Here is an 18,795-nt window from a genome sequence, read left to right as displayed (position 1 = left end):
CAGAAAGCCCGGAGGAGGTACGCGTGCGCACCACCCGTAGCGTCCTTGCGAGAACCGCCCTGGCCCTCACCCTGTCGACCAGTTCCCTCCTGCTCACCGCCCCGGCCCAGGCCCGCCCCGAGCCCGGCCCCGACCCCGTCACCCGCCACGAGCCCGCCCTGGACAGCGGCGCCGCCAAGACACCCGAGGCCGCTGCGCGTCGAGCGCTCACCTCGCCCGCCCCCGATCTCTCGGACACCTCCCGCGGCTATCCGCGGCAGCAGGTCCTCGCCCCGGACCCGGAGAACCCGGCCGACAGGTCCCTGAAGCTGGGCCTCGTCCCGTACCACGGCATCGCGCCCAGGCTGAACACCCTTCAGGCGCTCGGCGACCGGGTCAGCGTGGAGGTGGCCGGGCGTTCGGCGGGCGGACACCGGCTCTATCTGGTCACGGTCACCGCGCCGGAGTCGGCCGCCCGCACCCGCGCCCAGGAGCGGATGCGCGAGCTGATCGAGAACGCGCCCGCGGCGGCCGCGAAGGACCCGGCCGTCAAAGCGGCGTACAAGACGTCGGTGTTCTTCAACAACAACATCCACGGCAACGAGTGGGAGGGCACGGACGCCGCCCTGAAGCTCATCGAGCGCCTCGCGACCGCGAACGACGCGCGCACCCGGCAGCTGCTGAGCACCAGCCGCCTGTACTTCAACATCACCGCCAACCCGGACGGCCGGATCGCCGGGACGCGGGCCAACGCGGGCGGCTTCGACCTCAACCGGGACTTCGTGACCGCCTCGCAGCCGGAGACCCGGGCGATGCGGCAGATCGAGATCGACAAGCAGCCCGCGGTCATGCTGGACCTGCACGGCTACGTCAACGGCACCCTCATCGAGCCGACCACTCCCCCGCACGGCGAGAACTACGAGTACGACCTGTTCCTGAAGAACACCTACGCCAACGCCCTCGGCATGGAGGCCGCCGTCAACGGCCTCGGGTACACCCCCGACAAGGACGGGGTCGAGCCCGCGCAGATCCCGTTCCGGGACCAGCAGGAGGGCTGGGACGACTGGCCGCCCATCTTCACCCCGCAGTACGCGGCCTACCACGGCACGGTCGCCGCGCACACCGTGGAGATCCCGCTGCCGGTGAACAACTCCGCCTACAGCAGCCTGCCGGTGGCGGAGCTGCGCCGCCGGGCGGCGGTGAACGTCGAGGTGGCGGGCGCCGCGATGCGGGCCACGCTGGAGTTCGTCCGCACGCACCGCACGTCCCTGATCGCCGACCAGATCGAGGTGTTCCGGCGCGGGCAGGCGGGCGAGGCGCAGGTGCCGGTGTCCGAGGAGACCGTGCCCGGCGTGCCCGGCATCGGGCCTGAGGACGTGTACACCACCGAGTTCCCGCGCGCCTATGTGATCCCCGGCGGCACCACCGCCGCCGCCCGGCTCGTCGGCCATCTGCTCGCCGACGACGTCCGCGTCAGCCGCGCCTGGCAGGCGTTCCGGCTCGGCGGACGGACCTGGCCGCGGGGCTCGTACGTCGTCGACCTGCGCCAGGCCAAGCGCGGCATGGCGAACGCGCTGCTCGCGGACGGGCGGGACATCAGCGACAAGGTGTCGGTGATGTACGACATCTCGGGCTGGAGCCTGGGCCGGCTGTGGGGCGCCCGGGTGGAGCCCGTGCCGTCCGGGCGCCTGTCCGGGCTGCCGCTGCGCGCCGTGCGGGAGGCGGCGCCCGTCGGGTACGTCGCCCCGCGCGGGGATCTGCGGCTGCGGCTGACCGATCCGGCGGAGGTGGCGGCGCTGAACTCGCTGCTGGTGCAGGGCGTGCCGGTGCGCCGGGCCGCGGACGGGTCGGTGCTGGTGCCGGGTTCGGCGCGCGAGGCGGCGGCCGTGGCGGCAGGGACGTACGACGTGGTCTTCTCCTCGGCGAAGTTCGGCCAGGGCACCGCGCTGCACCGCACCCGGGTGGCCGCCGCGGTCACTGCGGGTGAGCTGTTCGCGCTGCGGGAGATGGGCTTCGAGGTCACCCCGGTGTCGACGGCCGTGCTGAACGCGGGCTTCGACTGGTCGGGGGTGGACGTGCTGTTCGTGTCGGCCGGGCTGGACCACGGGGCGCTGACCCCGGCCGCGCGCGGGGCGCTGGAGGCGTTCTTGGCGGCCGGGCACGGGCTGGTGGGCCGCGGGGCCGTCGGGGCGGAGCTGAGCGCGGCCACGGGGCTGCTGAAGGCGCACGCGGTGGAGGGCAACGGGGACGCCAACGGCGTGGTGCGGGTGCTGAACTCCGGCCCGCTGACGGCCGGTTCGCCCTCCCACAGCTTCGTCTACGCGCCGGTGTGGTTCACCGGCCTCGGCCCCGATGTGCGCGTCGAGCAGTCCTACGCGAGCGGCGACCCGCTCGTGTCCGGGCACTGGCGGCCGTCGGACGACGGCACCGGCGGCCCGGCGGACGCGGCCGGCCGGGCCTCGGTCGTCAGTGGCCCGCACGCTGTTCTGTTCGGGACGGAACCGCTCTTCCGGGCGCACCCCAAGGGGGAATTCCCCCAGGTGGCCCGGGCATTGTTGATCATGGGACAGGCCGGCAGAGGCTGATGCGAGGTTGAGGGAGAGCGGATGACGCAGGAGATCCACGGCACCGTCGCCGACGGCTACGAGGCCGTCCGCGAGGAGTTCGCCGCGTTCGTGGCGGAGGAACGTCCGGACTACGAGGGCCAGTTGTGCGCCTACGTCGACGGCAGGCGGGTCGTCGACCTGTGGGCCGGCGAGGGCGCCGAGGCCGACTCGCTGTACGGCGTGTTCTCCACGACCAAGGGCGCCGCGCACCTCGTGGTCGCGCTGCTCGTGCAGGACGGCACCCTGGAGCTGGACCGGAAGGTCACGTACTACTGGCCCGAGTTCGGCGCCGAGGGCAAGGGCGGGGTCACCCTGCGGGATCTGCTCGCGCACCGGGCCGGTGTGGTGGGCCTGGACGCCGGGTTCAGCCGGGAGGAGCTGGCGGACGACCGGGTGATCGCCGAGCGGCTCGCCGACCAGCGGCCGTTCTGGCGGCCCGGCACGGCGTTCGGCTACCACGCGCTCGTGATAGGCGCGCTCACGGGTGAGGTGGTGCGGCGGGCCACGGGCCGTACGACGCAGGAGCTGTTCGAGGAGCGGGTGCGGGCGCCGTACGGGCTGGACTTCCGTCTCGGGCTGCCCGAGGCGCTGGAGCCGCGGTTCCGCAGCGCGCTGCCGATGGCGCCGACGCCGGAGCAGCAGGCGGAGCTGGACGCGGCACCGCCGGGGCCGCACACGCTGGGCTCCATCGCGTTCAACACCCATGTGCCGGACGCGGGGACGCTGGTGGACCACGCCAACTCCCGGCTGGTCCGCGCCAAGGGGCCGACCTCGGCGGGCGGCGTGGCGGCCGCGCGCGGGATCGCCGGGATGTACGCGGCGGCGATCAGCGAGCTGGACGGGCGGCCGCCGCTGCTCAAGCCCGACACGATCGCCGAGGCCGGCCAGATCCACTCCGTCGGCCGCGACCTGGTGGCCCGGGGCCACCGGGCCTTCGGGCTCGGCTTCCAGGCGACCGCCGACGTGGCGTACCCGTTCCTGGGCGCCGGCACCTTCGGCCACAGCGGCGCCGCCGGCTCCCAGGGCTTCGCCGACCCGCGCTCGGGTCTCGCCTACGGCTACACCCGCCGCCGGTTCGCCTACCCGGGCGGCGCGGCGCCGGAGAACGAGCGGTTCGTGAAGGCGGTGCACAGCGCGGCCCTGGCCGGCTGAGCGGACGTACGGCAAGGGCCGCACCCCACGTCCAAGGGTGCGGCCCTCGTCGTACGCAACGACTGAACTCAGGCAAGCGTCACGATGATGTTCCCGCGAGTCGCCTTGGAGTACGGGCAGACCTCGTGGGCCTTCTTGATCAGCGCCTGGGCGGCCTCCGCGTCCACGTTCGGGATGTCGGCGGAGAGCTCGACGATGATGCCGAAGCCGTCGTCGTTCTTGCCGATGCCGACCTTGGCGGTGACGGTCGAGCCGGAGATGTCGGCGCCCTCCTGGCGGGCGACCACGCCGAGCGCGCCCTGGAAGCAGGCGCTGTAGCCGGCGGCGAACAGCTGCTCCGGGTTGGTGCCGGTGCCGCTGCCGCCCATCTCGACGGGCGGGTTGACGATCACGTCGAGCCGGCCGTCGTCGGTGGCGACCCGGCCGTCACGGCCGTTCTCGGCGGTGGCGACGGCGGTGTACAGGACGTCGGACTGCTGAATGGGCATGCGGTGATCTTCCTCCTCGTCCGCCGCGACTCGCGCCCACGATCGACGGCGGTTTCGGAATGAAGTTACCGCATGACGGAAACAGCGGGAAGCTCAGAGCTGGACGATCATCTTTCCGGTGTTGTCGCCGCGCAGGACGCCGAGGAACGCCTCAAGGTTGTTCTCGATGCCCTCGACGACCGTCTCGCGGTACTTCAGCGCGCCCGAGGCGACCCAGGGGCCGACCTCCTGGACGAACTGCGGCTGGAGGTCGTAGTGGTCGCCGACCAGGAGGCCCTCGATGCGGCCGCGGGTCTGGATGAGGCGGGCGAGGTTCTTCGGGCCGGGGGCGGGCTCGGTGTTGTTGTAGACCGAGATCATGCCGCAGATGACGATCCGGCCGCCCTCGTTGAGCTGCCCGATCGCGGCCTCCAGGTGGTCGCCGCCGACGTTGTCGAAGTACACGTCCACGCCGTCCGGCGCGGCCTCGCGCAGCTGCTCGGCGACGGAGCCGTTCTTGTAGTTGAAGGCCGCGTCGAAGCCGTACTCCTCGACCAGCAGCTTGACCTTGTCGTCGGAGCCGGCCGAGCCGATCACCCGCGAGGCGCCCTTGAGCTTCGCTATCTGGCCGACCTGACTGCCCACGGCACCCGCGGCGCCGGACACGAAGACACTGTCGCCCTCCTTGAACGCGGCGGTGCGCAGCAGGCCCGCGTACGCGGTCAGGCCGGTCATGCCGAGCACCCCGAGGTACGTGGACAGGGGCGCGGCCTGCGGGTCGACCTTGACGGCGTGCTTCGCGTCCACGGCGGCGTACTCGCGCCAGCCGAGGAAGTGCAGGACGTGGTCGCCGGGCTCGATGCCCTCGGCGTTCGACTCGATCACCTCGCCGACCGCGCCGCCCTGCATGACCTTGCCGAGCTCGAAGGGGGCGACGTAGGACTTGGCGGCGCTCATGCGGCCGCGCATGTACGGGTCGACGGAGAGGTACCTGTTGCGCACCAGCACCTGACCTTCGCGCGGCGTCGGGACCTCGGCCTCCACCAGGGCGAAGTCCTCGGGCTTGGGCCAGCCGGCGGGACGGCTGAGCAGGTGCCATTCGCGGTTGATCATGGGGGGTGCCTTTCGATTACTTCAGTGCCTGAAACAACCATGCGCCTGGATATTTCAGGTTGTCAAGTAATCCGGGTATCCTTGGGGCATGGCCACTGCCCACGGAAACCGTCCCGACGAACTGACCCTGGAGGTCGTCGACCTCATCGCATCGGTCGTCGCGCGCTATCACGAGGAGTACGAGGAGGCTGCCGCCGAGCACGCGCTGACGGGGGCGCAGGCGAAGCTGCTCGGGTTGCTCACGCTGGAGCCGCTGCCCATGCGGAAGCTGGCCCAGAAGCTGAAGTGCGAGCCGTCGAACGTCACGGGGATCGTGGACCGGCTGGAGGCGCGGGGGCTGGTCGAGCGGCGGCCCGATCCCGCGGACCGGCGGGTGAAAGTCGCTGTCGCCACGACGGAGGGGCGTGCTGTGGCTCGGTCGTTGCGGGAGTCTTTGCGGTTCGCTCGGGAGCCGTTGGCTGGGCTTTCCGAGGCTGAGCGGGTTGTTTTGCGGGAGTTGTTGCAGCGGATGCTCTCGGCTGCGCCGTAGGGGCCGTTGTTCGCTTCCGGCTTTCCGTTCGTTGTGGCTGATCGCGCAGTTCCCCGCGCCCCCAACTACCTCAGGTGCACCACCACAAGAAGCGATCGCACTCCTGCGTGGGAGACGGCTCCGGGTCCGGGACCGGTGTCGTCGGGGTGACCGTCGGCGTGTCCGCCGGGGCCGGGTTCTCGGGCGGGGCCGAGTCGGCGGGGGCCGGGGGCTCCGCGGTGGGGTCGGAGCCCGTGTCCGTGCCGGTGGACGGGGAACGGGTGATGGCGCCGGGGCTCTTGCCGGCGTCGGGGGACTCGCTCGTCGATGCGGAGGCCGAGGGGGAGGCTTCCGAGGCGGAGGCGCTGGGGTCGTGGTCGCCCGGCGTGGTGGAGTCCTGGGAGTCGGACAGGGGATCCGCCGGATCGGTGCCGGCCTCCTGCGACGCGCCGCCGTCAGTCTGCTCGTCCCCCTCCGCCGCAGCCGGCTGCGGGGCGGAGCCGGGTGCGTCCAGGCCCAGTTCGGCGAGGCTCAGGCCGCCCGCGGCCAGCAGGAAGCCGGCGGTGATGAGGACGGTCCTGCGGCGGCGCCTGCGATGGGCGGCGGCCTTGCGGTCGCGGCGGCTCTCGCCGGGGCGGCGGGACGCGGCGCGGCCCTGCGGGGGTTCGCCGGCGCGGGCGTCGGCCCGGGCGTCGGCCGCGGACTCGTGCGCGGCCGGGTCGTCGTACGTGGGCTCCGCCGGGAGCTGCTCGGCGGGCACGCCGCAGCCCGGGCAGGCAAGGGCGCCGTTGAGATGCCGTCGGCAGGGGTGGCAGTAGTCCATGACGCCGGAAGATTAAGTTCCTGACGCGTCACGTTCCTAGACGTGGTCGTGAAGGTTTGGTGGGGAAGAGGGCCCACCGGCGTGGCGAGTTGGGCGCGAGAGGTTTCGAAAGTACCGAAACCGTAATCTGTGCGACCCATTGACACCCCCGCCCACCCGTCCTTACTGTCTGGCCAGCATTTCGAACGAGTGACGAAATCTCGAACAAAAGCTAACGTTCACGAGGGGCAACTGCCGTGCGCATCACCGGAATCAGCACACACGTGGTCGGGACGCCGTGGCGCAACCTGACCTACGTCCAGGTGCACACCGACGAGGGCATCACCGGAGTCGGCGAGACCCGGATGCTGGGACACACCGACGCTCTGCTCGGCTATCTGAAGGAGGCCGAGGTCAACCACATTCTCGGCTCCGACCCGTTCGCTGTCGAGGATCTCGTCAAGCGCATGAAGTACGGCGACTACGGCCGGGCCGGCGAGATCGTGATGTCCGGCATCGCCGTGATCGAGATGGCCTGCTGGGACATCAAGGGCAAGGCTCTGGGCGTGCCGGTGTGGCAGCTGCTCGGCGGCAAGGTGACCGACAAGGTCAAGGCGTACGCCAACGGCTGGTACACCACCGAGCGCACCCCGGAGGCCTACCACAAGGCCGCGCAGCAGGTCATGGAGCGTGGCTACAAGGCCCTGAAGATCGACCCGTTCGGCACCGGGCACTTCGAGCTGGACCACCAGGAGACCCTGTACGCGGTCTCCCTCATCGAGGCCGTGCGCGACGCCATCGGCCCGGAGTCCGAGCTGATGCTGGAGATGCACGGCCGGTTCTCGCCCGCGACCGCCGTCCGGCTCGCCAAGGAGCTCGCTCCCTTCAAGCCCGCGTGGCTGGAGGAGCCGTGCCCGCCGGAGAACCTCAAGGCGCTGGAGAAGGTCGCCGCGAAGGTGGACGTCCCGGTCGCCACGGGTGAGCGCATCCACGACCGGATCGAGTTCCGCGAGCTGTTCGAGAGCCAGGCCGTGGACATCATCCAGCCCGACGTCGGCCACATCGGCGGCATCTGGGAGACCCGCAAGCTCGCCGCGACCGCCGAGACCCACTACATGCTGGTCGCGCCGCACAACGTCGGCGGCTCCGTGCTGACCGCCGCGTCCCTCCAGGTGGGGTTCACCTCCCCCAACTTCAAGATCCTGGAGCACTTCAACGATTTCGCCGACGCGGAGATCAAGAAGGTCGTCAAGGGCGCCCCGCAGGTGGTGGACGGCTACTTCCACCTGTCCGACGCGCCCGGCCTCGGCGTCGAGCTGGACGTGGACGCGGCCGCCGAGTTCCCGCAGCAACAGGCCCGCTTCGACCTGTGGGCCGAGGGCTGGGAGCAGCGTAAGCCGAAGGGCACCAAGTGAGTTCCCAGGTCGTCGTCGAGGCTCCGGGCGTGCATCGCGTCGAGGAGCACACGCCGCGCGCGCCCGGTGCCGGTGAGGCGCTGGTCCGGGTGCACGCGGCCGGCATCTGCGGCAGCGACCGCGAGGTGTACCAGGGCAACCGGCCCGAGGGGTACGTCCGTTACCCGCTGACGCCCGGTCACGAGTGGTCCGGGACGGTGGAGGCGGTCGGCGCCGGGGTGCCGGTGAGCCTGGTGGGCCGCAAGGTGGTCGGCGAGGGTTTTCGCAACTGCCAGGTCTGCGACCGCTGCCACGCCGGTGAGACGACCCTGTGCACGGACGGCTACGAGGAGACCGGGTTCACCCAGCCCGGCGCGATGGCCGCCACCCTGACCCTGCCGGCCCGGCTGCTGCACGCCCTGCCGAAGGACGCCGACCTGACCGCGGCGGCCCTGCTGGAGCCGGCCGCCTGTATCGCGGCGGCGGCCCTCAAGGCGAACGCGCGGCCCGGAGAGCGGGTGGCCGTCGTCGGCACCGGCACGCTCGGGATGTTCGCGGTGCAGTTCCTGCGCGCCTCCTCCCCCGGTGAGCTGCTGGTCGTCGGCACGCGCCGGGACCGGGAGGCGCTGTCGCGGCAGTTCGGCGCCACCGACTTCCGCACCAAGGAGCAGGAGCTGCCCGGAGACTTCGACGTCGTCATCGAGACGGCCGGATCCGCCGACGCGGCCCGCACCGCCGCCGCGCTGCTGCGGCGCGGGGGCCGGCTGGTGCTGACCGGCATCCCGGCGCCGGGCGCGGACGGGCTCGACCCGACCGAGCTCGTCGTACGGCAGCTGGAGGTGCACACCGTCTTCGGTGCGCCGCCGGACGCCTGGTCGCACACCGTGCGGGTCTTCGCCGCAGGGCTCCTCGACCCGGTGCCGCTGGTGACGCACGAGCTGCCGCTGGCCGAGTTCTCCCGGGCCATCGAGCTGGTGGGGTCCGGTGACCCGAAGGTCGGCAAGGTCCTGCTGCGCCCGTAGACGTACGCCGGTACGGGGGTTACCTGACGGCCGCCGTACCGGCGTACCACCAAGTCTTTCGCGCCCTTTTTCACGCCGAGGGACGCGAACCACGTCCGATATATCGAACACGAAGGACAGCTTGTGACCGACGCTTCCGCCACGGCAGCCCGGCGACCCGGTGAGCAGGCGCTCGCCGCGCTCGGCCTGGGCACGCCCGCGCCCGACCCCGCCGACGCCTCGCCGCACACCTTCCCCGGCGGCGGCCGCTGGCGCACCGAGATCCCCTCGTGCGAGGGCCCCGAAGCGCTGGCCGTCGTCCTGAAGGAGGCCTCGCGCCTGGATGTGCCGATCCACCGGATCAGCCAGGGCAGCGGGGTGTGGATGCTCAGCGACGCCGAGATCACCGAGATGGTCGAGGCGACCGCCGAGCGCGACATCGAGCTCTGCCTCTTCACCGGCCCGCGCGGCACCTGGGACATCGGCGGCTCGGTGCGCACCGACTCGCGGGGCGCCGGCCTGCGCGCGCGGGGCCACGACGCCGTCGCCGGCTGCGTCGAGGACGCCGTACGGGCCACCGAGCTGGGCGTGAAGTGCCTGCTGGTGGCCGACGAGGGCGTGCTGTGGACGCTGCACCGGGCGCGCCTGGCCGGCCTCATCCCGGCCGACACCACCCTGAAGGTCTCCGCGCTGATCGGCCCGGTCAACCCGGCCGCGTACGCCGTCTACGAGCAGCTCGGCGGCGACTCGATCAACGTGCCCAGCGACCTCACGCTGGACCACCTCACCGAGATCCGCCGGGTGTCGGCCGCGCCGATGGACATGTACATCGAGGCGCCGGACGACCTGGGCGGTTACATCCGGATGTACGAGGTCGCCGAGCTGATCCGGCGCGGCGCGCCGCTCTATCTGAAGTTCGGCCTCTCCAAGGCCCCCGGGATCTACCCGTACGGCCACCACCTGCGGGATCTGACCCTGTCCACCGCCCGGGAGCGGGTGCGGCGGGGCCGCCTCGCACTGGACCTGCTCGCCCGGCACGGCGCGGACGGCGACATGGCGCCGCTCGGCTCGCGACTGCCGGGCGCGCTGCGCCGCTTCGACACACCCTCATAACGTTCCGGCGAACACCCCTTCACATAAGTCGACGCAGTCCCACAGAATCCCACACACCCGCTCACTCAGCCCGGTCACGACATCAAGGATGATGATCATGCGCACTCGCAGAGCCGCACTCGTCGCGACAGCCACCGCCGCCACCCTCGCCCTCACCCTCACCGCCTGCGGCCAGAACTCCGAGGGCGGCAGCGAGGACAAGGGCGGCAGCACCGAGGGCGCCACCATCGGCATCGCGATGCCCACCAAGTCCTCCGAGCGCTGGATCGCCGACGGCAACAACGTCGTCCAGCACCTTCAGGACAAGGGCTACAAGACCAAGCTGGTCTACGGCGAGGACGACCCCGACCAGCAGGTCTCGCAGATCGAGAACCTCATCACGCAGGGCGTGAAGGCCCTGATCGTGGCGGCCATCGACAACAAGTCGATGAACAACGTCCTGCAGCAGGCCGAGGACGCCGGCATCCCGGTGATCTCCTACGACCGCCTGATCCTCGGCACCCCGAACGTCGACTACTACGCGTCCTTCGACAACGAGAAGGTCGGCGAGCTCCAGGGCACCTACATCGTGGAGAAGCTCGGCCTGAAGGACGGCAGCAAGAAGGGTCCGTTCAACGTCGAGCTGTTCGCCGGCTCCAACGACGACAACAACACCCGCTACTTCTTCCAGGGCGCGATGAACGTCCTGCAGCCCTACATCGACAAGAAGCAGCTCGTCGTCCGCTCCGGCCAGACCAAGCTCACCCAGGTCACCACCCTGCGCTGGGACGGCGGCACCGCGCAGAAGCGCATGGACGACATCCTCACCTCGGCCTACAAGACCGAGCGCGTCGACGCCGTCCTCTCGCCGTACGACGGCATCTCCATCGGCATCCTGTCCGCGCTGCGCTCGGACGACTACGGCTCCAAGGCCAAGCCGTGGCCGATCGTCACCGGCCAGGACGCCGAGGTCGCCTCGGTGAAGTCGATCATCGCCGACCAGCAGTCGATGACCGTCTACAAGGACACCCGCGAGCTCGCCAAGGTCGCCTCGAACATGGTCGACGCGGCTCTCAAGGGCAAGAAGCCCGAGGTCAACGACACCAAGACCTATGACAACGGTGCCAAGGTCGTCCCGGCGTACCTGCTGGAGCCGGTGAGCGTCGACAAGGCCAACTACAAGGCCACCGTCGTCGACTCCGGCTACATCAAGGAAAGCGACCTCAACTGACGTCCGTCCCTCAAGGATTGGAAGGCACGACCATGGCGGGACCCGTCCTGGAAATGCGCTCGATCGTCAAGACCTTTCCCGGCGTCAAGGCGCTGTCGGACGTCAATCTGACCGTCCGGCAGGGCGAGGTCCACGCCATCTGCGGGGAGAACGGCGCCGGCAAGTCGACCCTGATGAAGGTCCTCTCCGGCGTCCACCCGCACGGCACCTACGAAGGGGACATCCTCTTCGAAGGGGAGACCTGCCGGTTCAAGGACATCCGGGCGAGCGAGCAGCACGGCATCGTCATCATCCACCAGGAGCTGGCGCTGGTGCCGTATCTGTCCATCGCCGAGAACATCTTCCTCGGCAACGAGCACGCCACCCGCGGCTTCATCAACTGGAACGACACCCTCAAGCACGCCACCGAACTGCTGCGCCGCGTCGGCCTCGACGAGCACCCGGAGACCCGGGTCGCCGACATCGGTGTCGGCAAGCAGCAGCTGGTGGAGATCGCCAAGGCCCTGTCCAAGCAGGTGAAACTGCTGATCCTGGACGAGCCGACGGCGGCCCTGAACGACGAGGACAGCGGCAAGCTGCTGGACCTGATCCTGGACCTCAAGGAACAGGGCATCACCTCGATCATCATCAGCCACAAGCTCAACGAGATCCGCCGGGTCGCCGACTCGGTGACGATCATCCGCGACGGCCGGACCATCGAGACCCTCGACGTGAAGGCCGAGAGCACCACCGAGGACCGGATCATCTCCGGCATGGTCGGCCGTGACCTGGAGAACCGCTTCCCCGAGCGCAGCCCGCACGAGCCGGAGGAGGGCCGGGCGCCCGCCCTGGAGATCCGGGGCTGGACCGTGCACCACCCGATCGACCAGCAGCGCAAGGTCGTCGACGACGTGTCCCTGTCCGTACGCCGGGGCGAGATCGTCGGCATCGCGGGCCTGATGGGCGCCGGCCGCACCGAACTGGCGATGAGCGTGTTCGGGCGGACGTACGGCCGCTACGCCGCCGGCACGGTCCTCAAGGACGGCGCGGAGATCCGCACGAAGACCGTCCCCGAGGCGGTCGCGCACGGCATCGCGTACGTCACCGAGGACCGCAAGCACTACGGCCTGAACCTCATCGACACCATCAACCGCAACATCTCGCTCAGCGCGCTGGGCAAGGTGGCCCGGCGGGGCGTGGTCGACGAGCACGAGGAGCGCCAGGTCGCCGAGGGCTTCCGCAAGTCCATGAACATCAAGGCGCCCACCGTGTTCGAGCCGGTCGGCAAGCTGTCCGGCGGCAACCAGCAGAAGGTCGTCCTCAGCAAGTGGATCTTCGCGGGTCCCGATGTGCTGATCCTGGACGAGCCGACCCGCGGTATCGACGTGGGCGCCAAGTACGAGATCTACACGGTCATCGACCAGTTGGCCGCCCAGGGCAAGGCGGTCGTCTTCATCTCCTCCGAACTGCCCGAGCTGCTCGGCATGTGCGACCGCATCTACACGATGGCCGCCGGGCGCCTCACGGGTGAGTTCTCGCGGGCCGAGGCCTCGCAGGAGTCGCTGATGCGCCAGATGACGAAGGACAAAGAGGTAACGCGATGAGCACGGATGTGACCGCCAAGAGCCCGGCCCCCGCGCCGCCGGGCGGGAGCGGGGCCGCCGGGGGCGACGGCCTGCTCCAGCTGATGCTCGACGGCATGCGCCGCAACATGCGGCAGTACGGCATGCTGTTCGCCCTCGGCCTGATCGTGGTGCTGTTCGCCGTCTGGACCAACGGTGACCTGCTGCTGCCGCGCAACGTCTCCAACCTGGTGCTGCAGAACAGCTACATCCTGATCCTCGCGATCGGCATGATGCTCGTCATCATCGCGGGCCACATCGACCTGTCGGTCGGCTCGCTGACGGCGTTCGTGGGCGCCATGGGCGCCGTCCTGATGGTCGACCACGACATATCGTGGCAGCTCGCCCTGGTGCTGTGCCTGGCCATCGGCGCGGCCGCGGGCGCCGCGCAAGGGTTCCTCATCGCGTACCTCGGCATCCCGTCGTTCATCGTGACCCTCGCGGGCATGCTGACCTTCCGCGGTCTGACCGAGATCTTCCTCGAAGGCCAGACGATCGGCCCGTTCCCCGAGGGCCTGCAGAAGGTCGCCAACAGCTTCATGCCGGAGGTCGGCCCGAACACCAACTACCACAACCTCACCCTGCTGCTCGGCCTCGCCGTGATCGCGTTCGTGGTGTTCCAGGAGTTCCGCGACCGCAAGCGGCAGCAGGAGTTCGCCCTGGAAGTGCTGCCCACCAAGCTCTTCCTGCTCAAGCTCGTGGCGCTGGTCGCGGCGGTGCTCACCGTCACGCTGCTGCTCGCCAGCTACAAGGGCGCGCCGATCGTGCTGATCATCCTCGGTGTGCTGGTGGTCGGCTACGGCTACCTCATGCGCAACGCCGTCTTCGGCCGCCACATCTACGCCATCGGCGGCAACCTGCCCGCGGCCAAGCTGTCGGGTGTGAAGGACAAGAAGGTCACCTTCCTGGTCTTCCTGAACATGGGCATGCTCGCGGCCCTGGCGGGCCTGGTCTTCGCCGCCCGCTTCAACGCGGCCTCGCCCAAGGCGGGCCTCAACTTCGAGCTGGAGGCGATCGCCGCGAGCTTCATCGGCGGGGCGTCGATGAGCGGCGGTGTCGGTACCGTCCTCGGCGCGATCATCGGTGGTCTCGTCCTGGGCGTGCTGAACAACGGCATGAACCTCGTCGGCATCGGCACGGACTGGCAGCAGGTCATCAAGGGACTGGTGCTGCTGGCCGCGGTCGGGTTCGACGTGTGGAACAAGCGCAAGGTCGGTTCATAGGACACCGGGCCCCGCCTCGAGGCGGGGCCCGCTTCATATGGCAGGAGCCGCTGTATGGAACTGAACAGACGCACCCTCATCGCCGGGGCCGCGGCCGCCGGCATCACCGCCGCCACCGCGGGCGGCACGGCGTACGCCACGGGAGGCAGGAAGCCGGTGAAGACGCTCTTCGGCAAGCTCGCCGACGGCACCGAGGTCCACAGCTGGTCGCTGGAGAACGGCGGCACCCGGCTGAAGGTCCTGTCCTACGGCGGCATCGTGCAGTCCCTGGAGATACCGGACCGGCGCGGGCGGTACGCCAACGTCTCGCTGGGCTTCGACAACCTGGCGGACTACGTCTCGTCGAGCCCCTACTTCGGCGCGCTGATCGGCCGTTACGGCAACCGCATCGGCAAGGGCCGCTTCACCCTCGACGGCAAGGAGTACCAGCTCTCCGTCAACGACGGCGACAACAGCCTGCACGGCGGAGCCCAGGGCTTCGACAAGCGGGTGTGGGACGTCGAGCCGTTCACCAAGGGCACGGACGTCGGGCTGCACCTGCGCTACACGAGCGCGGACGGCGAGATGGGCTACCCGGGCACGCTGAAGACGAAGGTCACCTACACCCTGACCCGGCACGGCGACTGGCGCATCGACTACGAGGCCACGACCGACAAGGCGACCGTCTGCAACCTCACCAACCACGTCTACTGGAACCTGGCCGGCGAGTCGAGCGGCACGATCTACGACCACGAGCTGTCCATCGCCGCCTCCCGCTACACGCCGGTCGACTCGGGCCTGATCCCCACCGGCGAACTGGCGAAGGTGGCGGGCACGCCCTTCGACTTCCGCCGTGCCAAGCCGGTCGGCCGCGACATCCGCGTGGCCCACCAGCAGCTGCTGTACGGGCAGGGCCTGGACCACAACTGGGCGCTGGACAAGGGCATCTCGGGCCGGCCCGAGCACGTCGCGACCCTGCGCGACCCGTCCTCCGGGCGCACCCTGAAGATCGCCACGACCGAGCCGGGACTGCAGTTCTACTCGGGCAACTTCCTCGACGGCACCCTGGTCGGCACCGGCGGCACGGTCTACCGCCAGGGCGACGGGCTGTGCCTGGAGACCCAGCACTTCCCGGACTCGCCCAACCAGCCGGCGTTCCCGTCGACGGTGCTGCGCCCGGGGCAGGTCTACCGATCCACAACCGTCCACTCCTTCGCTTGAGTTGAACACCGCCTGACCCCCCTCCGTATGTAAGGGCGGCCCGTGCTCCCCCGCACGGGCCACCCACACACGGAGGTTTCCCTTGCCCGGTGGTGTCACCTCGCTGTTCCGCTCCGGATCGGCCCACAGCCCGTCCATGGCGGCGCTGACACGCGAGGGCGGCGACGGGGCCGGCCCGGTGGACTTCTGCATCCCCTGCAACCCGTACTTCCCCACCCCGGCGATGTTCGACGAGCTGGCGGCCGGCCTGCGCGACATCGTCACCTACTACCCCAGCGGCGCCGACACCATCACCGCCGAGCTGTGCACGCTGCTGGGCCTTCCGCCGCAGTGCGTGGCGATGGGCAACGGCTCCACGGAGCTGATCACCTGGATCGACCATCTGCTGGTCCGGGAGTCCCTCGCCGTCCCCGTCCCCACCTTCGGCCGCTGGACCGACCAGCCGATGGAGACCGGCAAGCGCGTCGACATGTTCCCGCTCCAGGAGTCCGGCGGCTTCGCCCTGGACCTCGCGCGGTACGCCGACTTCATCCGTGCCCGGGGCACCCGGGTCGCGGTCCTGTGCAACCCCAACAACCCCGACGGCGGCTATCTGCACCGGCAGGCGGTCGTGCAGTTCATGGACGCGATGGCGGACCTGGACCTGGTGATCGTCGACGAGTCGTTCCTGGAGTTCGCCGACGCCGAGCCGGAACCGTCGGTGGTCCAGGAGGCGATCCTGCGGCCCAACGTCATCGTGCTGCGCAGCCTCGGCAAGAACTTCGGCCTGCACGGCGTCCGCTTCGGCTATCTGGTCGCCTCTCCGGCCCTCGCGGGCAAGGTCCGCGCGATGCTGCCCAAGTGGAACCTCAACTCCTTCGCCGAGCACGTGGTGTTCATGCTGAAGGAGCACGGCGCGGAGTACGCGCAGAGCCTGGTGCAGGTGCGCCGGGACCGGCTGGAGATGGCGAGCGCGCTGTCGGCGCTGCCGGGCCTGACCGTCTACCCCTCCCAGGGCAACTTCCTCTTCGTGCGCCTGCCCGTCGGCGCCGAGGGCACCGTGGTCCGCGACCGGCTGCTCACTGAAGCCCGGATCCTGGTCCGCGAGTGCGGCAACAAGATCGGTTCCTCCAGCCGCTTCCTGCGGCTCGTGGTGCGCCCCCAGGTCGACGTGCGTCGCCTGGTGTCCGGCCTGGACCAGGTGCTCTACGGGACGTCCAGGAGGGAGGCCGCCGTATCCGAGCTGGGCACCGGGACCAGTTACAGCTCGGGTACGGCGGCTGTCGATCGGCTGGTGACTCAGGGCGGGGCCCGGAGCGGGGCTCAGGGCGGGCTCACCGCGGCCCAGTTCCGGGGCGTGGTGGGCTGGCCCGAGGCCGGAGCGATGGGGTGAGCCTCTTGAAAAGAGCGTCGGGTCAGTAGGCGACGGGCCAGCCGCTGCTCCAGTTCAGGAGGTTGATGCCGAGCTTGGGCGTGCCGTTGTCGTTGCCGTCGTAGTAGTGGTAGACGATCAGGTCCCCGTCGGCGTCGGCCATGATCGACTGCCCGCCGGGGCCGACGACGCTGCCGTGCGACTCCAGCACGGGCGTGCCGCCATTGTTCATCAGCGCGACGCCGTTCTTGTCGTAGTAGGGACCGGTGACGGAGGTGGCCCGGCCGACCTTCACCTTGTACGTGGAGCTCGTGCCCTGGCAGCAGACGTCGTACGAGGCGAAGAGGTAGTAGTACCCGTTCCGCTTGACGACGAAGGGCGCCTCGACGGCCTTGGTCCCGCTCGGGCGGGAGGCGAGCGAGTAGCGGGTGGTGTTGGTCGACAGCTGCTTCCCGGTCGACGGGTTGATCTGGATCATCTTGATGCCGGTCCACCAACTGCCGAAGGACAGCCACCACTTGCCGTCACCGTCGACGAAGAGGTTGGGGTCGATGGCGTTGTAGTCGCTGGAGGAGCTGGAGCTGTGGACGATGCCGTAGTCGGTCCAGCTGCCCGGCTGCCCGGTGGTCGACCCGGCGAGGCCGATGGCGGAGGTGTTCGTGCCGAACTTGGAGACGGAGTAGTACATCAGGTACTTGCCGCCCTGGTACGAGATGTCCGGCGCCCAGGCCTCCGGCACGGAGGAGTACGTCGACCACCAGGCCGGCCGTGAGGAGAACGCGTCGGACCCGGCCCTGAAGGCGATCCGGTCGCTGGAGGTCTTGCTCGCGAGGCCGCCTCCGGTGGCGTACAGCAGGTACTGCCCGGAGGAGGTCCGGATCATCGTCGGGTCGTGCACGACGGTGGAGCCGGTGACGGTCCCGGGGTTGGGGTAGGCCGAGGCGGTGGAGGGGAGCAGGGCGAGCAGGGCCGCCGCGGGGACGGCGAGCAGGGTGCGGCGAAGACGTGTGCGGCTCAAGGGGACGCTCCTTAGGTGGGGTTGTCGTCGTGTTCGGTATCACGAACGACGGTCGCGTCATCGGACGGGACCGTAGAATCGAACCCCTCGTGCGTCAATGGTTCACGCAGCAACAGAAGTTGTGGATCAGCCGCCCTGTGCGGCACGCAACACCGCGACACTCTCGGCGTGTTCGCCGGTCTGCGCCCACTCCAGCGCGGTGAGGCCCGTGCCGCCGTCCTCGCGCAGCGACGGGTCGGCGCCGGCCTCCAGCAGGGCCCGGACCGTGTCGGTGTGGCCCCAGCAGGCGGCCCCGCACAGGGGCAGGCCCTCGTGGCCGTGTCCGCTCTCCACGTCCGGGTCGGCACCGGCCGCCAGCAGCAGGCGGACGATGTCCGTGGCGCCGTTCACCGATGCCCGGTACAGCGGCGTGCTGCCCTCCGGGTCGGCCGCCCTCGGATCCGCTCCGGAGCGCAGCAGCGTCCGTACCGTGTCCGTCTCGCCCAGCCATGCCGCCGTCGTCAGCCGCCGCGACAGCTTCTTCCGCTTACGCCTGTTCACGGCCGCCGACCCTATGTCGGCGCACCGGCCCGTGTCGTCCCGATTTTCACGGGTTCTCCCACGCCGCCGGTTCCGCCGCCAGGTCCCGTACCGGCTGCGGCAGGGTGTCCGCGGCGAGGTCGGCCAGGGTGACGCCCTCCAGAATTCTGCGGACGTTGGCGCGCAGGGCGATCCACAGCGGGAGCAGCGGCTCGGCGGTGCCCTGGTAGCTCAGGCCCGTGGGGCGTTCACCGCGCACCGAGACGATCGGGCCGTCGACGGCGCGGATGACGTCCGCGACGGTGATCGCGGACGCGGCGCGGGCGAGGCGGTAGCCGCCGCCTCCGCCGCGCCGGCTGTCCACGACACCGGCGCGGCGGAGGTCGCCGAGAATCCCCTCCAGAAACTTGTGCGGAATGGCCTGCGCGACGGCGATCGTCTCCGCCTTCACCGGATCGCCGTCCTCCTGCCGTACGGCGAGTTCCAGTGCCGCCCGCACCGCGTAGTCCGCCCGTGCCGAGATCCTCATGCGGCCATT

The 18,795-nt window shown here is 70.3% G+C and carries 16 protein-coding genes and 1 pseudogene; 11 read left to right on the top strand and 6 right to left on the bottom strand.

Annotated elements, in window-relative coordinates; all coding sequences use genetic code 11:
* Positions 1 to 23 precede the first annotated feature (23 nt).
* Together RKD23_RS26070 and RKD23_RS26065 are read left to right on the top strand one after the other, a co-directional pair.
* Entirely contained in the window at positions 24 to 2,564 is a 2,541-nt protein-coding gene (locus RKD23_RS26070; protein WP_424855878.1) for a M14 family zinc carboxypeptidase, read from the top strand.
* A 21-nt stretch (positions 2,565 to 2,585) separates the two neighbouring features.
* Complete coding sequence (locus RKD23_RS26065) at positions 2,586 to 3,737, top strand: serine hydrolase domain-containing protein (protein WP_424855877.1); 1,152 nt, start codon at positions 2,586 to 2,588, stop codon at positions 3,735 to 3,737.
* 68 nt (positions 3,738 to 3,805) lie between these two features.
* On the opposite strand, the gene RKD23_RS26060 is transcribed toward RKD23_RS26065, so the two are convergent.
* Together RKD23_RS26060 and RKD23_RS26055 are read right to left on the bottom strand one after the other, a co-directional pair.
* Positions 3,806 to 4,225, bottom strand: coding sequence for an organic hydroperoxide resistance protein (locus RKD23_RS26060; protein ID WP_424855876.1), 420 nt, complete (start codon positions 4,223 to 4,225; stop codon positions 3,806 to 3,808).
* A gap of 93 nt (positions 4,226 to 4,318) precedes the next feature.
* Positions 4,319 to 5,317 (bottom strand): NADP-dependent oxidoreductase, encoded by a 999-nt coding sequence (locus RKD23_RS26055; protein WP_424855875.1) that lies wholly within the window; start codon positions 5,315 to 5,317, stop codon positions 4,319 to 4,321.
* An 88-nt stretch (positions 5,318 to 5,405) separates the two neighbouring features.
* On the opposite strand from RKD23_RS26055, the gene RKD23_RS26050 reads away from it, so the two are divergent.
* Positions 5,406 to 5,846 (top strand): MarR family winged helix-turn-helix transcriptional regulator, encoded by a 441-nt coding sequence (locus tag RKD23_RS26050; RefSeq protein ID WP_424855874.1) that lies wholly within the window; start codon positions 5,406 to 5,408, stop codon positions 5,844 to 5,846.
* A 70-nt stretch (positions 5,847 to 5,916) separates the two neighbouring features.
* Here RKD23_RS26050 and RKD23_RS26045 read toward each other — a convergent pair whose 3' ends face one another.
* Positions 5,917 to 6,648 carry an SCO2400 family protein gene (locus RKD23_RS26045; protein ID WP_424855873.1) on the bottom strand — a complete coding sequence of 244 codons (732 nt, stop codon included), beginning with the start codon at positions 6,646 to 6,648 and terminating at the stop codon, positions 5,917 to 5,919.
* A 236-nt stretch (positions 6,649 to 6,884) separates the two neighbouring features.
* Here RKD23_RS26045 and RKD23_RS26040 point away from each other — a divergent pair, with 236 nt between their 5' ends.
* From RKD23_RS26040 to RKD23_RS26005, 8 genes and pseudogenes are all read left to right on the top strand, one after another.
* Positions 6,885 to 8,042: a mandelate racemase/muconate lactonizing enzyme family protein gene (locus RKD23_RS26040; protein ID WP_424855872.1), complete on the top strand. Its 1,158-nt coding sequence runs from the start codon at positions 6,885 to 6,887 to the stop codon at positions 8,040 to 8,042.
* Positions 8,039 to 9,043 (top strand): zinc-dependent alcohol dehydrogenase, encoded by a 1,005-nt coding sequence (locus RKD23_RS26035; protein WP_424855871.1) that lies wholly within the window; start codon positions 8,039 to 8,041, stop codon positions 9,041 to 9,043. The genes RKD23_RS26040 and RKD23_RS26035 overlap by 4 nt, the downstream gene beginning before the upstream one ends.
* 123 nt (positions 9,044 to 9,166) lie before the next feature.
* The gene (locus RKD23_RS26030) at positions 9,167 to 10,135 is read left to right on the top strand and encodes a hypothetical protein (protein ID WP_424855870.1); all 969 of its coding nucleotides are present in this window, start codon (positions 9,167 to 9,169) and stop codon (positions 10,133 to 10,135) included.
* Between the two features lie 97 nt (positions 10,136 to 10,232).
* Positions 10,233 to 11,345: a multiple monosaccharide ABC transporter substrate-binding protein gene (gene chvE / locus RKD23_RS26025; protein ID WP_424855869.1), complete on the top strand. Its 1,113-nt coding sequence runs from the start codon at positions 10,233 to 10,235 to the stop codon at positions 11,343 to 11,345.
* A 32-nt stretch (positions 11,346 to 11,377) separates the two neighbouring features.
* A complete protein-coding gene (gene mmsA, locus RKD23_RS26020) occupies positions 11,378 to 12,928 on the top strand; it encodes a multiple monosaccharide ABC transporter ATP-binding protein (protein ID WP_424855868.1) in 1,551 nt (516 codons plus the stop codon).
* A complete protein-coding gene (gene mmsB / locus RKD23_RS26015; RefSeq protein ID WP_424855867.1) occupies positions 12,925 to 14,169 on the top strand; it encodes a multiple monosaccharide ABC transporter permease in 1,245 nt (414 codons plus the stop codon). The genes mmsA and mmsB overlap by 4 nt, the downstream gene beginning before the upstream one ends.
* Positions 14,170 to 14,223: 54 nt before the next feature.
* The gene (locus RKD23_RS26010) at positions 14,224 to 15,369 is read left to right on the top strand and encodes an aldose epimerase family protein (RefSeq protein WP_424855866.1); all 1,146 of its coding nucleotides are present in this window, start codon (positions 14,224 to 14,226) and stop codon (positions 15,367 to 15,369) included.
* Between the two features lie 82 nt (positions 15,370 to 15,451).
* Positions 15,452 to 16,651: pseudogene (locus tag RKD23_RS26005) on the top strand (pyridoxal phosphate-dependent aminotransferase); the annotation flags it as partial.
* A 112-nt stretch (positions 16,652 to 16,763) separates the two neighbouring features.
* Here the strand turns inward: RKD23_RS26005 and RKD23_RS26000 are convergent.
* From RKD23_RS26000 to RKD23_RS25990, 3 genes are all read right to left on the bottom strand, one after another.
* On the bottom strand, positions 16,764 to 17,738 hold the full coding sequence (locus RKD23_RS26000) for an arabinan endo-1,5-alpha-L-arabinosidase (RefSeq protein ID WP_424855865.1): 975 nt from the start codon (positions 17,736 to 17,738) through the stop codon (positions 16,764 to 16,766).
* Positions 17,739 to 17,864: 126 nt separating this feature from the next.
* Positions 17,865 to 18,278 carry an ankyrin repeat domain-containing protein gene (locus RKD23_RS25995; protein ID WP_424855864.1) on the bottom strand — a complete coding sequence of 138 codons (414 nt, stop codon included), beginning with the start codon at positions 18,276 to 18,278 and terminating at the stop codon, positions 17,865 to 17,867.
* 46 nt (positions 18,279 to 18,324) lie between these two features.
* Positions 18,325 to 18,786 carry an RrF2 family transcriptional regulator gene (locus tag RKD23_RS25990; protein ID WP_424855863.1) on the bottom strand — a complete coding sequence of 154 codons (462 nt, stop codon included), beginning with the start codon at positions 18,784 to 18,786 and terminating at the stop codon, positions 18,325 to 18,327.
* Positions 18,787 to 18,795 lie beyond the last annotated feature (9 nt).

The sequence above is a fragment of the Streptomyces sp. SAI-170 genome, assembly GCF_049739565.1.
Classification (GTDB): Bacteria; Actinomycetota; Actinomycetes; order Streptomycetales; family Streptomycetaceae; genus Streptomyces.
The sequence above is the reverse complement of the archived record's forward strand: the minus strand, read 5'-3'. Positions and strand labels throughout refer to the sequence as shown.

What these genes read in the sequence shown, in the direction of transcription:
- RKD23_RS26010 (WP_424855866.1), top strand. Translation starts at nt 14,224, where the DNA reads ATGGAACTGAACAGACGCACCCTCATCGCCGGGGCCGCGGCCGCCGGC.
- mmsB (WP_424855867.1), top strand. Translation starts at nt 12,925, where the DNA reads ATGAGCACGGATGTGACCGCCAAGAGCCCGGCCCCCGCGCCGCCGGGC.
- RKD23_RS26050 (WP_424855874.1), top strand. Translation starts at nt 5,406, where the DNA reads ATGGCCACTGCCCACGGAAACCGTCCCGACGAACTGACCCTGGAGGTC.
- RKD23_RS26055 (WP_424855875.1), bottom strand. Translation starts at nt 5,317, where the DNA reads ATGATCAACCGCGAATGGCACCTGCTCAGCCGTCCCGCCGGCTGGCCC.
- RKD23_RS25990 (WP_424855863.1), bottom strand. Translation starts at nt 18,786, where the DNA reads ATGAGGATCTCGGCACGGGCGGACTACGCGGTGCGGGCGGCACTGGAA.
- chvE (WP_424855869.1), top strand. Translation starts at nt 10,233, where the DNA reads ATGCGCACTCGCAGAGCCGCACTCGTCGCGACAGCCACCGCCGCCACC.
- RKD23_RS26065 (WP_424855877.1), top strand. Translation starts at nt 2,586, where the DNA reads ATGACGCAGGAGATCCACGGCACCGTCGCCGACGGCTACGAGGCCGTC.
- RKD23_RS26045 (WP_424855873.1), bottom strand. Translation starts at nt 6,648, where the DNA reads ATGGACTACTGCCACCCCTGCCGACGGCATCTCAACGGCGCCCTTGCC.
- RKD23_RS26060 (WP_424855876.1), bottom strand. Translation starts at nt 4,225, where the DNA reads ATGCCCATTCAGCAGTCCGACGTCCTGTACACCGCCGTCGCCACCGCC.
- mmsA (WP_424855868.1), top strand. Translation starts at nt 11,378, where the DNA reads ATGGCGGGACCCGTCCTGGAAATGCGCTCGATCGTCAAGACCTTTCCC.